At 59.1% G+C, this 15305-nt stretch carries 19 protein-coding genes; 11 read left to right on the plus strand and 8 right to left on the minus strand.

The annotated features are described in order from the left end of the window. The first annotated feature begins 709 nt into the window (after positions 1–709). Positions 710–991, plus strand: a complete 282-nt coding sequence (locus ACIPZE_RS16620) for a GNAT family N-acetyltransferase (protein WP_003226804.1) — start codon at positions 710–712, stop codon at positions 989–991. Between the two features lie 60 nt (positions 992–1051). Here the strand turns inward: ACIPZE_RS16620 and ACIPZE_RS16625 are convergent, their stop codons facing one another. Both ACIPZE_RS16625 and ACIPZE_RS16630 read right to left on the minus strand, forming a co-directional pair. Next, complete coding sequence (locus tag ACIPZE_RS16625) at positions 1052–2128, minus strand: 3-deoxy-7-phosphoheptulonate synthase (RefSeq protein ID WP_129394913.1); 1077 nt, start codon at positions 2126–2128, stop codon at positions 1052–1054. Between the two features lie 143 nt (positions 2129–2271). Continuing rightward, the gene (locus ACIPZE_RS16630; RefSeq protein ID WP_129394912.1) at positions 2272–2715 is read right to left on the minus strand and encodes a PilZ domain-containing protein; all 444 of its coding nucleotides are present in this window, start codon (positions 2713–2715) and stop codon (positions 2272–2274) included. Between ACIPZE_RS16630 and ACIPZE_RS16635 the strand changes: the two genes are divergently transcribed. The 5 genes from ACIPZE_RS16635 to cysB all read left to right on the plus strand — a co-directional run bounded on the left by ACIPZE_RS16635 (position 2714) and on the right by cysB (position 6669). Next, positions 2714–3100 (plus strand): co-chaperone YbbN, encoded by a 387-nt coding sequence (locus ACIPZE_RS16635; RefSeq protein ID WP_129394911.1) that lies wholly within the window; start codon positions 2714–2716, stop codon positions 3098–3100. The two genes, ACIPZE_RS16630 and ACIPZE_RS16635, sit on opposite strands and share 2 nt — an antisense overlap. Continuing rightward, entirely contained in the window at positions 3097–4053 is a 957-nt protein-coding gene (locus tag ACIPZE_RS16640; protein WP_283438908.1) for a putative 2-dehydropantoate 2-reductase, read from the plus strand. The genes ACIPZE_RS16635 and ACIPZE_RS16640 overlap by 4 nt, the downstream gene beginning before the upstream one ends. Before the next feature lie 22 nt (positions 4054–4075). Next, complete coding sequence (locus ACIPZE_RS16645; RefSeq protein WP_400773956.1) at positions 4076–4981, plus strand: 5'-nucleotidase; 906 nt, start codon at positions 4076–4078, stop codon at positions 4979–4981. A gap of 97 nt (positions 4982–5078) precedes the next feature. Then, a complete protein-coding gene (locus ACIPZE_RS16650; protein ID WP_053122288.1) occupies positions 5079–5582 on the plus strand; it encodes a universal stress protein in 504 nt (167 codons plus the stop codon). 112 nt (positions 5583–5694) lie between these two features. Further along, a complete protein-coding gene (gene cysB, locus ACIPZE_RS16655; protein ID WP_008079948.1) occupies positions 5695–6669 on the plus strand; it encodes an HTH-type transcriptional regulator CysB in 975 nt (324 codons plus the stop codon). Positions 6670–6678: 9 nt separating this feature from the next. Here the strand turns inward: cysB and ACIPZE_RS16660 are convergent, their stop codons facing one another. Beyond that, positions 6679–7161, minus strand: coding sequence for a transcription elongation factor GreAB (locus ACIPZE_RS16660; RefSeq protein WP_400773958.1), 483 nt, complete (start codon positions 7159–7161; stop codon positions 6679–6681). 2 nt (positions 7162–7163) lie between these two features. Beyond that, entirely contained in the window at positions 7164–7574 is a 411-nt protein-coding gene (locus tag ACIPZE_RS16665; RefSeq protein ID WP_129394907.1) for a hypothetical protein, read from the minus strand. 124 nt (positions 7575–7698) lie between these two features. On the opposite strand from ACIPZE_RS16665, the gene earP reads away from it, so the two are divergent. Next, on the plus strand, positions 7699–8841 hold the full coding sequence (gene earP / locus ACIPZE_RS16670; RefSeq protein ID WP_400773961.1) for an elongation factor P maturation arginine rhamnosyltransferase EarP: 1143 nt from the start codon (positions 7699–7701) through the stop codon (positions 8839–8841). A 48-nt stretch (positions 8842–8889) separates the two neighbouring features. Beyond that, positions 8890–9459: an elongation factor P gene (locus ACIPZE_RS16675; RefSeq protein WP_007908599.1), complete on the plus strand. Its 570-nt coding sequence runs from the start codon at positions 8890–8892 to the stop codon at positions 9457–9459. Between the two features lie 194 nt (positions 9460–9653). Here ACIPZE_RS16675 and ACIPZE_RS16680 read toward each other — a convergent pair whose 3' ends face one another. The 3 genes from ACIPZE_RS16680 to ACIPZE_RS16690 form a co-directional block, all read right to left on the minus strand. Then, positions 9654–10073, minus strand: coding sequence for an organic hydroperoxide resistance protein (locus ACIPZE_RS16680; RefSeq protein WP_283438903.1), 420 nt, complete (start codon positions 10071–10073; stop codon positions 9654–9656). Positions 10074–10325: 252 nt separating this feature from the next. Beyond that, positions 10326–10790 carry a MarR family winged helix-turn-helix transcriptional regulator gene (locus ACIPZE_RS16685; protein WP_283439473.1) on the minus strand — a complete coding sequence of 155 codons (465 nt, stop codon included), beginning with the start codon at positions 10788–10790 and terminating at the stop codon, positions 10326–10328. A 72-nt stretch (positions 10791–10862) separates the two neighbouring features. After that, positions 10863–11819: a LysR family transcriptional regulator gene (locus ACIPZE_RS16690; RefSeq protein WP_283438902.1), complete on the minus strand. Its 957-nt coding sequence runs from the start codon at positions 11817–11819 to the stop codon at positions 10863–10865. Positions 11820–11930: 111 nt separating this feature from the next. Here ACIPZE_RS16690 and ACIPZE_RS16695 point away from each other — a divergent pair, with 111 nt between their 5' ends. Further along, a complete protein-coding gene (locus ACIPZE_RS16695) occupies positions 11931–12680 on the plus strand; it encodes a sulfite exporter TauE/SafE family protein (protein ID WP_283438901.1) in 750 nt (249 codons plus the stop codon). Here ACIPZE_RS16695 and ACIPZE_RS16700 read toward each other — a convergent pair. Beyond that, positions 12670–13524, minus strand: a complete 855-nt coding sequence (locus tag ACIPZE_RS16700; RefSeq protein ID WP_174823975.1) for a LysR substrate-binding domain-containing protein — start codon at positions 13522–13524, stop codon at positions 12670–12672. The genes ACIPZE_RS16695 and ACIPZE_RS16700 overlap by 11 nt on opposite strands. Positions 13525–13620: 96 nt before the next feature. On the opposite strand from ACIPZE_RS16700, the gene ACIPZE_RS16705 reads away from it, so the two are divergent. Together ACIPZE_RS16705 and ACIPZE_RS16710 are read left to right on the plus strand one after the other, a co-directional pair. Continuing rightward, positions 13621–13842, plus strand: coding sequence for a DUF1127 domain-containing protein (locus tag ACIPZE_RS16705; protein ID WP_129394902.1), 222 nt, complete (start codon positions 13621–13623; stop codon positions 13840–13842). Between the two features lie 64 nt (positions 13843–13906). Next, entirely contained in the window at positions 13907–15127 is a 1221-nt protein-coding gene (locus tag ACIPZE_RS16710) for a winged helix-turn-helix domain-containing protein (RefSeq protein WP_400773966.1), read from the plus strand. The last annotated feature ends 178 nt before the right edge of the window (positions 15128–15305 follow it).

Raw genomic sequence — 15305 nt, forward strand, 5'->3', positions numbered from 1 at the left:
GCGGCGCAGCGGCCCCCGGCCGCCAGACCGGCGGCCCGAGCCAGAGCAGCGACTAGCAGACCGGTCTTCATCGGGTGCCCCGGCACGGACTTTCAATTAAGTGGCTGTCTCCTCCGATTGAGGAAATAGCCGGCGTACATACTACCCATTACTTGTAGTAAGTAAACTGACGTAGCGCAAGAAGCAAAAAAAATTGTAGTTGCTGATTCTTTTTCGAGCAACTTTTAACTGGGTTGTTTAAAAAATACCCAGCTGCAAGCCCCGCGCAGAGCGAGTTAATGAGAAAAAGTTCCCGTTGTGCCGTGCTGTTTTTGCCGTCTTGGCTAAAGTCTGTCTAAATGAATTCGTCCATACTTTTGTTCCGATTTTGCGCGCTGCTTCGCTTATCTTTGTCCATGTTGAGGTGACTTTAAAAAAGGTCGCACGTCTTAAGTCTCAACATCCGGCAATGTTCAGGTGAGCGGCCCGGGAAGATCTTCTCCCACGCCACCCCTGCGTCCATCGGAGCAACCCCCCGTCAACTCGCTTGATGACGAGCGCACCTTGAGCATTTTCGCCAATGGTGCCTACTATTTATCAGGTGCTCGGTTGCGCGAGATCGGTGTGGCTCTTCTCGGTGTCCAACAGGCACGGGGTGGCGTAGATGTTCCTTCGCCGGAAAAACATCGGTAAGGTAGGGGTCAGAATCCAAGACCCGCGAGGAGTAGTGATGAGCGAGGCGTTGTCCATCCACCATGACCAGGCTGGTCATCAGTTCGAGACCAATGTGGACGGTCATCGTGCCTACCTGACCTATATGGATCTGGGGAAACAGACCCTGGATATCTATCGCACGTTTGTGCCCAACGCACTGCGTGGCCGGGGCATTGCCGCCGCGCTGACCGAAAGCGCGCTGCAATACGCCGAAGAAATGGGCTACACGGTGATCCCGTCGTGCTCCTACGTCGAGCGCTACATGGAGCGCCATCAGCGCCGCGCCGCGAAGATCTGAACCGCACGCACAAAAACGCCGGGCAATGCCCGGCGTTTTTTTATGCCTGCGAAACGTCGATCAGCTGCGCTGACGTTTCGGCAGCACATCCTTGAGCTTGGCGTGCATGCTGCGCAGCGTCGTCTCGGTGGCAGACCAGTCGATGCAGGCATCGGTGATCGACACGCCGTATTGCAGGTCGGCGAGGTCTTTTGGAATCGCCTGGCAGCCCCAGTTCAAGTGGCTCTCGACCATCAGGCCGATGATCGACTGATTGCCTTCGAGGATCTGGTTGGCGACGTTTTCCATCACCAGCGGTTGCAGGGCCGGATCCTTGTTGGAGTTGGCGTGGCTGCAATCGACCATCACGTTCGGCTTGATCTTGGCCTTGTTCAGCGCCTGTTCGCACAGGGCAACGCTGACCGAATCGTAGTTCGGCTTGCCGTTACCGCCGCGCAGCACCACGTGACCGTAGGCATTGCCTTTGGTGGTGACGATCGACACGCCACCTTCCTGGTTGATACCGAGGAAACGGTGCGGGCTGGACACCGACTGCAGAGCGTTGATCGCCACGGTCAGGCCGCCATCGGTGCCGTTCTTGAAGCCGACAGCCGAGGACAGGCCGGAAGCCATTTCACGGTGCGTCTGCGATTCAGTGGTACGCGCGCCGATCGCCGACCAGCTGATCAGGTCCTGCAGATACTGCGGGGAGATCGGGTCGAGGGCTTCGGTGGCGGTCGGCAGGCCTTTTTCGGCCAGATCCAGCAGCAACTGGCGACCGATGTGCAGGCCGTCCTGGATCTTGAACGAGTCGTCCAGATACGGATCGTTGATCAGGCCTTTCCAGCCGACGGTGGTGCGCGGCTTCTCGAAATACACACGCATGACCAGATACAGGGTGTCGGAGACTTCCTCCGCCAGCACCTTGAGGCGATCGGCGTATTCGTGGGCAGCCTTGATGTCGTGGATCGAGCACGGGCCGATCACTACGAACAGACGGTGGTCGGTGCCATCAAGAATGTTGCGAATGACTTCGCGGCCCTTGGTGACGGTGCGCAGGGCGGCGTCGCTCAGAGGGATATCACGCTTGAGCTGATCAGGAGTGATCAGGGTCTCGTTAGAGGCGACGTTTAGGTCGTTGATCGGTAAATCAGCCATCGTTTACTCGTCAGGTCACGGGTGCCGGCCGCCAGCGATCCCCGCGCGGCGGAGCACAGCAGATTTAAGCGCGTCGGGGAGCGGAACCTTAGCGCGTTAGGCGCCTGCTCGACAATGGGCATGTAACTGTTTAGAGAACAGCGTCAGTCCAGCACCGGCTGGGCGAAAGCCTTGCGCACGCTGTCATGGGAGAACTCGTCGGCGTGTTGCTCGACCCATTGCAGGGCCAGCGCCTGAATATCGTGCAGGTCATCGTGGGCGTCATTCATGCGGCAGAAGCGCTCGATCTGACACACCTGCTCACCCATTCGCGCGCTGAACAGCGTCTGCTCATCGGTGAAGGCGATGCCCACCAGATAACCTTTTTTACGCCGCAGACACCACGCCACGTAGCCCGGATAACAGATGTCGGCATTCAGCGTCGGCATGCGCACTTGCAGCGCCGTGCCATGACGCCAGGCACGGTGGTAATTGCAAGCGATGCCGCCGAGGCTGATAGTGTGCAACTGTTGCCTGGAAATACACTCAGGCTTGAGCAAGGTTAATTCAACCGGCACCTCGTCCGGATGAGGAATGAAACGTCCCATGAGCACAGACTCCCTGTGTCGGCCATTTGACATTGTTTCCCCCAGTATAGTGGTCGAATCCGCACTGACCGATTTCGACGCCGACCAACGGCTGTTGGCGATGAGCGGCGTTTCCCTGGTGATTTTCACCAGCGTCGGCTGCGCCAGTTGTCGTTATGCCCGCGAGGTGTTGCCGGGGCTCGAACTGGCCATCGATCGCCTGTGCTGGATCGATGCCGGCGACAACGGCGGGCTGGTCGAGCGTTATCAGGTCTTTCATTTGCCGGCGCTGTTTGTAGTGCGCGACGGCGAGTTCTTTGGGGCATTGCACACACGCCTGACGGCCGATGCGCTGAACGCGGCGCTGGCGCAGGCACTGGGTCGAATTGCAGAGGAGTTGCCATGATGGGGGCAGTGCATAAACCGGTGGTGGGGATTATTGGTACCGGGGCAATTGGCGGGTTTTACGGGGTGATGCTGGCGCGTGCCGGCTTCGATGTGCACTTTCTGTTGCGCAGCGAGTTCTCGGCAGTCGCCGAGCGCGGATTGCAGGTCAACAGCGCGGTGCATGGCCAACTGACGCTGAATCCGGCGCAAGCCTATTCGGCAGCCGAGGACATGCCCAAGTGTGACTGGCTGCTGGTCGGCGCAAAAACCACCAGCAACGCTGATCTGGCGCCGGCAATCATTCAAGCAGCCAAGCCGGATGCGAAAGTGCTGTTACTGCAGAACGGTCTGGATGTCGAAGACAGTCTGCGCGCGCTGTTGCCCGATTCCCTGCATTTGCTCGGCGGGCTGTGCCTGATCTGCGTGCATCGTGATGGCCCTGGCCTGATCACCCATCAGGCGCTCGGCGCAGTCAATGTCGGTTATCACAGCGGCCCGGCCGCCGATGACGCCGCGCGCATGGCGATTGTCGAGCAAGGTTCCGGGCTGTTCCGCAGTGCCGGTCTCGACTCCCAGGCAATGCCCAATCTGCATCAGGCACGCTGGCAAAAACTGGTCTGGAATATTCCCTACAACGGTCTATCGGTGTTGCTCGGTGCCAGCACCACACCGTTGATGGCCGATGCCGACAGCCGCGCATCGATCCAGGCATTGATGGCCGAGGTGGTGCAGGGCGCCAAGGCCTGTGGTCTGGAAGTGCCGCCCGGCTATGCCGAATTTCTGTTCACGATGACTGAAAAAATGCCCGACTACTGGCCGAGCATGTACCACGATTTGTTGCATAAACGACCGCTTGAGCTGGAGGCGATTTACGCCCGGCCACTGGCGGCGGCGAAAGCGGCAGGCTGTGAGCTGCCGCGTATTGAAGCGTTGTACCGCAATTTGTGTTTTATCGACCGACGCAACGTTTGAGTCGGTCGCTCTGGGGGAAAGCATGGCCAAGAACATCGATGACAAACTGGTGCTGGCGATTTCGTCGCGCGCCTTGTTCGACCTGAGCGAGAGCCACAAGGTCTACCTGTCGAGCGGCGTCGAAGCCTATCGGCAATATCAGATCGAGCACGAAGACGAAATCCTCGCGCCCGGCGATGCCTTCCCGCTGGTGGAAAAACTCCTGAACCTTAACAGTCGCCTCGGTCGCGCGCGGGTCGAAGTGATTCTGGTCTCGCGCAACAGCGCCGACACCGGGCTGCGCGTGTTCAACTCGATTCACCATTACGGCCTGGCGATTTGCCGTGCGGCGTTCGTTGGCGGGCGCAGTCCGTATCCCTATTTGAAAGCCTTTGGTTGCGACCTGTTTCTTTCCACCCATGCGGAAGATGTGCGCGCGGCGCTGGACGCCGGCTTCGCTGCGGCAACCATTCTCTCCGGTGGCGCCAGCCGTGCCGCGAGTGACGAATTGCGTATCGCTTTCGACGGTGACGCGGTGATTTTTTCCGACGAGTCGGAGCGTGTCTATCAGTCAGGCGGGCTCGAAGCGTTCCAGGCCAAGGAGCGTGAAGCGGCGCGCGAGCCGTTGCGTGGTGGGCCGTTCAAAGGCTTTCTCGCAGCACTCAATCTGTTGCAGCGCGAATTCCCTGACGATGACTGCCCGATCCGCACGGCGCTGGTCACCGCGCGTTCGGCACCGGCGCATGAGCGGGTGATCCGCACCTTGCGCGAGTGGGACATCCGTCTCGACGAGTCACTGTTCCTCGGCGGCCTGACCAAATCGGCGTTTCTCGAAGCGTTCGCCGCTGACGTGTTCTTCGATGATCAGGCCGGCCACTGCGAACTGGCGCGTGAAGTGGTCGCCACGGGTCATGTACCGCACGGCATCAGCAACGAACCGTCGGTCTAAAGCCCTGTGGTTCAAGACGTTGCGCCGCACGTCGTACTCGCCAAGGCACTGCTAAGCTGAATCAAATCTCCGCCATGTTGGCTTGCGAGGAGGTCATATGATTCGTTCGATGCTGTATGCCACTGACCTCGGTCTGTACGCACCGTTAGTGATGCAGCATGCCTTGGCGTTGGCGCGAACGTTCAATGCTGACCTGTACGTGGTGCACGCGGTGGAGCCGATGGGGCTGTTCGCCGAATCGGTGTTGCAGAGCTATCTCGATGAGCAGGCATTGAACGAATTTCATAGCCAGGGTCTGAAAACAGTCATCGCCAATATTGAGCAGCGGGTGCTGGAAAGCTTTCGTGAAGAATTGGGTGATGAAGGCGAACAAGACTTGCAGCGCATTCGCGCGGTGCGCGTGCTGCAGGGCGATCCGTCGCAGGTGATTCTCGACCAGGTGCAGAAGCTCTCTGTCGACTTGCTGATCGTTGGCAGTCATAGCCACGGGGTGGGCGCGGAAACGCCGTTGGGGCGTACGGCGGCGCGGGTTCTGCAGTTATCGAAGGTGCCGGTTTATCTAGTGCCACTGGTTGAGCGTCGGCGCAGTGAGGATCGCTGAAGCAGAATAATGGCACTTTGACAAAAAAGTTCTAGATTTATTCTTCAAACCATTAATATAGTTATATACCGTCGCTGATGCCCGTGGCGTCTACCTGCTTTGAGGGATTCATATGAAGCTTCAACAATTGCGCTACATCTGGGAAGTGGCGCACCACGACCTCAACGTTTCCGCTACAGCCCAAAGCCTTTACACCTCGCAACCGGGCATCAGTAAACAAATCCGTCTGCTCGAAGACGAACTCGGCGTCGAAGTATTTGCCCGCAGCGGCAAGCACCTGACCCGCGTCACGCCGGCCGGCGAGCGCATCATCACCACCGCTGGCGAGATTCTGCGCAAGGTCGAAAGCATCAAGCAGATCGCCCAGGAATTCTCCAACGAGAAGAAAGGCACCCTGTCGATCGCCACCACGCATACCCAGGCGCGTTATGCATTGCCGCCGGTGATCAGCAATTTCATCAAGCAATACCCTGACGTCGCGCTGCACATGCACCAGGGTTCGCCGATGCAGATCGCTGAAATGGCCGCTGATGGCACCGTCGATTTCGCCATCGCCACCGAAGCGCTGGAACTGTTCGGCGATCTGGTGATGATGCCGTGCTACCGCTGGAACCGCTGCGTGGTCGTGCCGCAGGGGCATCCGCTGACCAAGTTGCCGAAGCTGACCCTCGAAGCGCTGGCCGAATACCCGATCGTGACGTACGTGTTCGGTTTTACCGGCCGTTCGAAACTCGACGAAGCCTTCAGTCATCGCGGCCTGACGCCGAAAGTGGTGTTCACCGCCGCCGACGCCGACGTAATCAAAACCTACGTGCGCCTGGGCCTGGGTGTGGGCATCGTGGCGAAAATGGCAGTCGACACCAAACTCGATAGCGACCTGGTGGTGCTGGATGCCAGCGAACTGTTCGAGTCGAGCATCACCAAGATCGGTTTCCGTCGCGGCACCTTCCTGCGTGGTTTCATGTGCGACTTCATCGAGAAGTTCGCCCCGCACCTGACCCGCGAAGTCATGGCCAAAGCCATTCAGTGCCACAACAAGCAAGAGCTGGAAGAGCTGTTCGACGGCGTCGAACTGCCGGTTCACTAAGCACTTGTTTCAGAGCACCTCGGTGACAGCGAACTGTTGCCGGGTGCCTGCCACCAGAATCTCCACCTCATCGCCTTCGAACTTGCCCAGCAGGCTTTTGCCCAGCGGCGAGCGTGGGGTGATGACGGTAATCGGCTGACCCACCACATCGACTTTCAGGCCTGCCGCATCCGGCGCCAGAAACAGCCATTGCTCGCGACCCTTTTCGTCTTCAAGGCCGAGCAGGGCGCCGATCTCGATTCCGCGGTTTTCGTCATAGGCACGCAGCGTCAGGTTCTGGCACAGCGCCAGTGACTGCCGAATTTCCTCGACCCGTTTTGCTTGCCCCGCTGCCAGATACGACGCTTCCAGGCCCAGCGTGTCGTATTTGTTTTCGGCAATGTTCTCTTCGTGAGTCGCGGTTTCGTAGGCGGTCTGCGCGGCACGCTCGGCGATGTCGAGGTCAACGCGCAGTTTGTCGAGAATCAGTTGGTGGACGATGTGCTTGTTCATGATCAATCGCAGAATTGTAAAACGTTGGCGCGGCTTTTTTCGCTCGGAGCCGTCTGATCCTGTTGCAGCCAGAACTGGCATTTCGGGTTCGACTGATTGCGCGAGCTGCTGCGCGCCTGATCGAGTCGAGCCTGCTGTTCGTTCTTGCGCAGGTTTTCTTCGTACTGGTCGAACAGCGGACTTTGCGGCGGAATATCCGGTTGCACTTGCGCGGCCGCCGGCGGCTTGGCCAGTTGCTGCACCGCCTGAGCGACAGGCGCCAGTTGTTCAGTGAACAGAAAGCGGGAAAGCAGCCAGCAGGTCAGCGCGATGGCGAGGAAACCCAGCCACATGCCCAAGGCAATGCTGCCGGTCAGGTGCAGCGCGCTAAGCTGAACAGGCAAGGGGCGACGCGGATTGGGACGGTAGGGCATGGCTGCCTCCTGGCGGATGATTGCGGGCAAGTGGCGATTGTCGCACGAAGATTAATCCTCGTCGGCTCTTCTGCACGAGGTCATTTATGCGGACAATCGGTGCTTTTGCCAACGGGAGTCTTGAATGCTGCAACCGAAAACCCGCTGGGATATTTTCTGCACGGTGGTCGACAACTACGGCGACATCGGTGTGACCTGGCGCCTGGCCCGGCAATTGGTCGCCGAACACGCACTGGAGGTGCGTTTGTGGGTCGATGACCTGCGCGCATTCGAGCGTCTCTGCCCCGAGATCGACATCGATGTCGCGCAACAATGGCAACAGGGCGTTGAAGTTCGCCATTGGCCAAGTGACTGGGTGCACACCGAGGCTGCTGATGTGGTGATTGCTGCATTCGCCTGCCAACTGCCGAGTGATTACATGGACGTCATGGCCGAGCGGGAAAAACCGCCGCTGTGGATGAACCTTGACTACTTGAGTGCCGAAGACTGGGTGATCGGTTGTCACGGTTTGCCGTCGGTCAAATACAAATCGGTGCAGAAGTTTTTCTTCTTCCCGGGATTTCAGCCGGGTACCGGAGGCCTGCTGCGCGAGCGAGGATTGCTCGATCAGCGTCGGCAGTTTCAACACGATCGCGCAGCGCAGCGACAATTCCTGCAAGGGCTGGGGATCGATCGCGCGGCCGATGCACAGCTGATTTCGCTGTTTGCCTACGAGAATGCCGGGCTGGCCAGTTGGCTGGATGTCTTGGCGGCGGATGCCATGCCGACTCACCTGCTGGTGCCGGAAGGGCGGATCCTCGGTGATGTAGCGCGCTGGCTCGGGGTGGAAACCCTGAGCGTCGGGGCGCTTCATGTGCGTCAGGCATTGACCGTGCAAGTGCTGCCGTTCGTCCGACAGGATCAATACGATCATTTGCTCTGGTGCTGCGATTTCAACGCGGTGCGCGGCGAAGATTCGTTTGTCCGCGCGCAGTGGGCAGGGCGGCCGATGCTCTGGCACATCTATCAGCAGGACGAAGACATCCATCTGGACAAGCTCGACGCGTTCCTCGCGCTCTACACAAAAGGCCTGTCCCCGGCCGCTGCCGAGGCGACGAACGGTTTGTGGCGCGCATGGAATGCCGGTCTGCCGATTGCTGAACACTGGCTCGTAGCCCGTAATCATTGGCCAGAACTGCACAAAAATGCCGAAGCATGGTGTCTGGAACAAGGCTTGCAGGCCGATCTTGCCGCAGCGCTGGTACAGTTTTACCTAAATTGGATATGATACGCGGCCTAGATTTTTGTAAATCCCATCCAAATTCGGATATTCGCAATGAAAACTGGTAAAGAACTGAAACCCGGTACCGTGATCCGTCTCGAGAACGATCCTTGGCTGGTTCAGAAAGCTGAATTCACCAAGTCGGGCCGTAACAGCGCGATCATGAAGACCAAGCTGAAAAACCTGCTGACCGGTTACAAGACCGAGATCGTTTACAGCGCTGACGACAAACTGGACGACGTGATCCTCGACCGCAAAGAAGCGACCCTGTCCTTCATCAGCGGCGACACCTACACGTTCATGGACACCACCGACTACACCATGTACGAGCTGAACGCTGAAGACATCGAAGCCGTTCTGCCTTTCGTTGAAGAAGGCATGACCGATGTTTGCGAAGCGATCTTCTTCGAAGAGCGTCTGGTTTCCGTAGAGCTGCCGACCACCATCGTGCGCGTAGTTGACTACACCGAAGGTTCGGCTCGCGGCGACACTTCCGGTAAAGTCATGAAGCCAGCCAAGCTGGCCAACGGTACTGAGTTGCAAGTTGCTGACTTCATCGAAATCGGTGACAAGATCGAAATCGACACCCGCGAAGGCGGTTCCTACAAAGGCCGTGCCAAATAAGCACTGCTTTTTGCGGAAAGAAAAAGCCCGACCATTGAGTCGGGCTTTTTTGTGCCTGTGATTTGTGTCACGCCGCAGATCCCCTGTAGGAGTGAGCCTGCTCGCGATGGCGTCAGCACAGTCAACAATCTTCATCGACTGAACCACCGCTATCGCGAGCAGGCTCACTCCTACATTGGGATATGGGTGTGACTTTAAACGGTGACGTGCAAGCGTACATCGACATTGCCACGGGTGGCGTTGGAGTACGGGCAGACCTGGTGGGCAGCGTCGACCAGCGTTTGCGCATCGGCTTGTTCCAGGCCTGGCAGGCTGATGTGCAGGTCGATGTCCAGACCGAAGCCGCCAGGAATCTGGCCGATGCCGACGTGCGCGGTGATCGACGCGTCGTCGGGGATTTTGCGTTGGGTCTGGCTGGCAACGAATTTAAGCGCACCGATAAAGCAGGCCGAATAGCCGGCTGCGAACAGCTGCTCAGGGTTGGTCGCTGCGCCACCGGCACCGCCGAGCTCTTTCGGAGTGGCGAGTTTGACGTCGAGAATGTTGTCGCTGGAGATCGCACGACCATCACGGCCGCCGGTGGAGGTTGCGATTGCGGTGTAGAGAGTTTGCATGGTGTGAGCCTCGTTGAGTGTCATATTTCGCGCTAATTGTTTGCGCGCTAAGTAAGTACGAGGCAAATGTATCGCGCTAATATTTGGCGCGCAAGATAAATTTTTAAAAATGATTCGATAAGTGCAGGAAGCGCTATGGAGAGTGGCTGAAACATTTGTAGGAGCTGCGGCACGCTGCGATCTTTTGACCTTGGCTTTTTTAAGATCAAAAGATCGCAGTGTGCCGCAGCTCCTACAGGGGGGAGAGTGGATTCAGGCGAGGCTTTGTTGCAGGTGGCTGCGCAGGGCCTGCAGCTCCGATTGCAGATTTTGCAGGCGTTCCAGCGTGAAGCCGCTGGCGCCGAGGATGCAAGGGGGAACAGTGCGCGCCTGGTCTTTTAGCGCTCGGCCCTGTTCGGTCAATTCGACGATGACTACCCGCTCATCCTCGCGACTGCGCGTGCGGCTGAGCAAACCTTCAGCCTCCAGGCGTTTCAGTAGCGGCGTCAGCGAACCCGGATCAGTTAGCAGCTTTGCGCTGATCTCTCCGACCGTCAAACCATCCTTTTCCCACAGCACCATCATCGCCAGGTACTGCGGATACGTCAGGCCCAGCGCCTGCAACAGCGGCTTGTAGACTTTGGTCATCATCAGCGAAGTGGAATGCAGGGCGAAGCAGGCCTGGTTGTCCAGCAGCAGTTCTTCGCAAATGTCGGGGGTATTGCGCTCGGAGGTCATAGCAAAGCCTTGATCGGTGATGGTCATGAATTTAGCGCCCGAATGTTTAATGCGCCAGATAATTCTCCAGCGTCAGTGCCGGCCCAAATCTCGCTGTAGCGCCAGATCCCACGGCGGCACCGGGCTGAAACGGCTTTTCAGATACTCGAGCAACAAGCGACTGCGCGAATTCTTCTGCTGTTCCATGCGCAATGCATAAATGCCGGTGGACTCAGGGTTGGGCAGGCCGCTTTCGCAAAACAGCGGCAGCAGTTCGCCGCGTAACAGGTATTCACTGGCCAGCCACGTCGGCAGGTGCGCAATGCCCAATCCGGCGAGGGCGCCGCAGACCAGTGCTTCGGCGTTATTGGCGCTCATGCGGATCCGCGCCGGGCGATGCAGTTGCATTTGCCCGTTCAATTCAAAACGCCAGGCGAACGGTGGGGCGAGTCCGTCCCAGTCGAGCCCGTCGTGTGAACTCAATTGCCCAGGAACGCTCGGCACGCCTCGGCGCTTGAGGTAGTCGGGGCTGGCGCAGGCGATCCGCACCATGCTTGCCAGCGGTGTCGCGACCAACCGGGTGTCGGCCATTTGCCCTGCGCGCAGGACCAGATCGACTTTGCCAAGATTGGAACCGGCCATATCGACGAAGCTGTCGATCAAGTGCAATTGCACATCCAGCCCCGGATACAGAACGAGGAAATCGGCAATCACCGGCGCCAGATGTCGCCGCCCGAATGCTGCCGGAGCATCGATGCGAATCAGGCCCTCCGGCGCACTACTCAGCGACACCGCTTCAGCGCGGGCCAGTTGCAGTTCGGCAACGATGCGTCGTGCCCGCTCGGCAAACGCGAGACCGGCCGGCGTGGCGAGCACGGCATGAGTGCTGCGAATGAACAACTGGCTGCCGACCGCGCTTTCCAGGCTATCGATACGTCGCGCGACCGCCGAAGGTGTCAGCGGATGACGGCGCGAAGCGGCGGAAAAGCTGCCACTCTCCAATACATCGAGAAACAGCCCGAGTTGATCGGTCAACTGATTAGGGTTCATGTTGAGTTATGCGCTTGTGCGAAATTGGCATAGCCATTGTGCGTTGCTGTGCGTTTCCCCGCCAGCCATGACTGCGTAGGATGAATCGCCTGACGTGAGAGGAATTCGGCTGTGATGGAGTTTTTGTTGTACCTGTTGTTCGGCGCTGCGCTCGGCACACTCGGTGGCATCTTCGGTATCGGCGGCGGTTTGATCGCCATTCCGTTGCTGGGCGTGTGGTTCGGCCTGGATCAGCAGATCGCCCAAGGCACCGCGCTGGTCATGGTCGTGCCTAACGTGATGCTGGCGCTGTGGCGGTATCACCAGCGCAATCGCATCGAGTTGTGTCACGCGCTGCCGCTGGCGCTGATGGGGTTCTGCTTTGCCTGGATCGGCTCGATCTGGGCGGTCGGCATCGATGCGCAAACCATGCGCATCGGTTTCGTCGCGTTCCTTGTGGTGTTGTCGACGTACAACCTGTTGAAGATGTTCGGCCGCCAACCGGCAGCGACGTCCGAGATGCGTTATTCATGGCCGTGGCTGGGTGTGCTCGGTGCGGCGTCCGGGACCATGGGCGGTTTGTTCGGGGTCGGCGGGGCGGTGGTGGCGACGCCCGTGCTGACCAGCCTGTTCGGCACCACGCAGGTCGTCGCGCAAGGCTTGTCACTGGCGCTGGCGCTGCCAAGTACCGGCGTGACCCTGGTGACCTACGCCGTGCATCACGAAGTTGACTGGATGATCGGTCTGCCGCTGGCCATCGGTGGTCTGGCCAGCATCAGTTGGGGCGTCAAGGTCGCCCACGCCATGCCGGAACGGCTGCTGCGTGGGCTGTTCTGCGGTTTTCTGGTGCTGTGTGCGGTGATGCTCGCGTTTAAAGTTTGAAGCCTTCGACAATATGCTCGGCCAGGCATTCGGTGATCGGCGAAGGGTTGTTGAGGTTGCGGATCAGCATGATGCTGGCTTCCGGCAACAGCGGCAGGTCTTCATCGGCACCGAGGATGCGCATGTCCGGGGTGATCAGGCTTTCAAGTTGCGCGGTGATCGCCAGACCGGCGCTGACCACGGCCATCAGCGCCGACAAACTGGTGCTGTTGTAGGCAATGCGGTAATCGCGGCCCATGGCATCAAGCGCATTGCACGCCCACAAACGGCAGAAACAATCACTGTTGAACATCGCCAAGGGCAGCGGCGTTTGCTCATGGGCGCTGAAGTTTTGCGCCTCGGCCCAGACGAAACGCTCCTTGCGCAACAGCTGGCCGATCTCGTTGCCCGGCTCGCGGGTGACGATCGACAGATCGAGATCGGTGCGCTGCAACAGCTGCTTGGTCGACTCGCAATGCACTTCGATCTGGATCAGCGGGTAGAACTGCGCGAATCGCGAAAGGATCCCTGGCAGAAAGCGCATGACGTAATCGTCTGGCGTACCGATGCGCACCGTGCCGACCATGTGTGGCTCGCGCAGGGTGTTGAACACTTCGCTGTGCAGCTTGAGGATGCGCCGCGCGTAACCGAGCAGCACCTGGCCTTCGGCAGTCAGGCGCACCTGGCGTCCGTCGCGCTCGAACAGCTGGCGCTGCAACACGTCTTCTTCCAGACGTTTCATCTGCATGCTCACCGCCGACTGCGTGCGGTTGACCATCTCGCCGGCGCGGGTGAAACCGCCCTGATCGGCAATCGCGACGAAGGTGCGCAGAACATCGGTATCGATACTGGGGTAGGCCGACAATTGATGAATCTCCGTGATGCATGCCATCAGAAACATTCGTTGGATTGATCTTAACGCCAGGGCGAGACTTGAGCCATCCACAAGGAGGGCAAGACGATGAAAGGTCAAAGAGAGTATGTAGACGAAGACAAATTTTCCGGCCACGGCCATATCGTTTCCGATCTGCTGCACAAGTTTAGCCGCTGGTATGAATTGCACCGTGAGCGCGAGTTGCTCGCCAGTCTGAGTGACGAAGCGTTGAAGGACATCGGGGTCAGTCGTGCCGACGTTGAACACGAAGCCGTGCGGCCGTTCTGGGATGACCCGATGCATAAATGATGGCGCCAGTGCTACACAAACCACTTTCAGGTGAGGTAGGTTGCGAGCAGACAAGGAGATGCTCATGCCCGCAACAGTATCCTTTTCCCTCAAACAGGCACGACGTCTGGCGCTGGCTGCCCAAGGGTTCAACGGGCGCCAGCCGCCGACCGTCAAGGCGCCACACCTCAACCGGCTGATCGAACGGCTGGGGCTGTTGCAGATCGACTCCGTCAACGCCGTGGTGCGCTCGCACTACCTGCCGCTGTTTTCCCGTCTCGGTTCCTATTCCGCTGATTTGCTCGACCAGGCTGCCTGGAGTTCGGGGCGTCGTCGTTCGTTGTTTGAATATTGGGGGCATGAGGCGTCGTTGTTGCCGCTGTCGATGTTCCCATTGATGGGCTGGCGCATGCAGCGGGCCAAACGTGGTGAGGACATCTATCAGCAACTGGCAAAGTTCGGCCGTGAGCAGCAGGACGTTGTTCGTCGGGTTTTAAGTTCGGTTGAAGAGCAGGGCGCGCTGGGTGCCGGCAGTCTGTCGACGCGTGAAGACAAGGCCGGGCCCTGGTGGGACTGGAGCGCAGAAAAGCATGCGCTGGAGTGGTTGTTCGCCGCCGGTGAAGTGACGGTAGCGGGGCGGCGTGGGTTTGAGCGGTTGTACGATTTGCCGGAGCGGGTGATTCCTTCTTCTATCCTGCAGCAAGCGTTGCCCGATGAGGCCGAGGCGCAGCGTGGGTTGCTGTTGCATGCGGCGCAGGCGTTGGGCGTCGGCACGGAAAAAGACCTGCGTGATTACTTTCGCCTGAACCCGGCGGATGCGCGACCACGCTTGGCGGAGCTGGTCGAGGCCGGGCAGTTGCAGATGTGCGAAGTCGCCGGTTGGCGGCAGATTGCTTATTGCCTGCCGGAGCCAAAAGTCCCGCGCAAGGTGGTTGCCAGTGCGTTGTTGTCGCCGTTCGACTCGTTGATCTGGGAGCGCAGCCGCACCGAGCGGTTGTTCGACTTCCGCTATCGGCTGGAAATCTATACGCCGCAGGACAAGCGGGTTTACGGCTATTACGTGTTGCCGTTCTTGCACAACGAGCGGATTGCGGCGCGGGTGGATGTGCGTGCCGAGCGAGCGGCGGGGCGGTTGGCGGTGCATGCGCTGCACGAAGAGGTGCCGGGGCTGGATGCGGACGGGATGTTGGCGCTGGCGCTGAATTTGCGGCGGATGGCGGATTGGCTCGGGCTTGCGCGGGTGCAGCTTAATTGTCAGCGCGAGAGTGCCGCACGGTTGCGGGTGGCATTAGCGCAACTGGACTGACCCCTGTAGGAGCTGCCGAAGGCTGCGATCTTTTGATGTTGTTTTTATAAGATCAAGATCAAAAGATCGCAGCCTTGGGCAGCTCCTACAGTGTCCGTGTCGTACACGGGTCTTGTGACCGACGCGATCACTGTGGGAGCCTGGCTTGCCAGCGATGAGGCCCGTTCAAGCGATAGAG

The sequence above is a fragment of the Pseudomonas sp. NPDC089741 genome (assembly GCF_044748825.1).
GTDB classification, from domain to species: Bacteria; Pseudomonadota; Gammaproteobacteria; order Pseudomonadales; family Pseudomonadaceae; genus Aquipseudomonas; species Aquipseudomonas helmanticensis.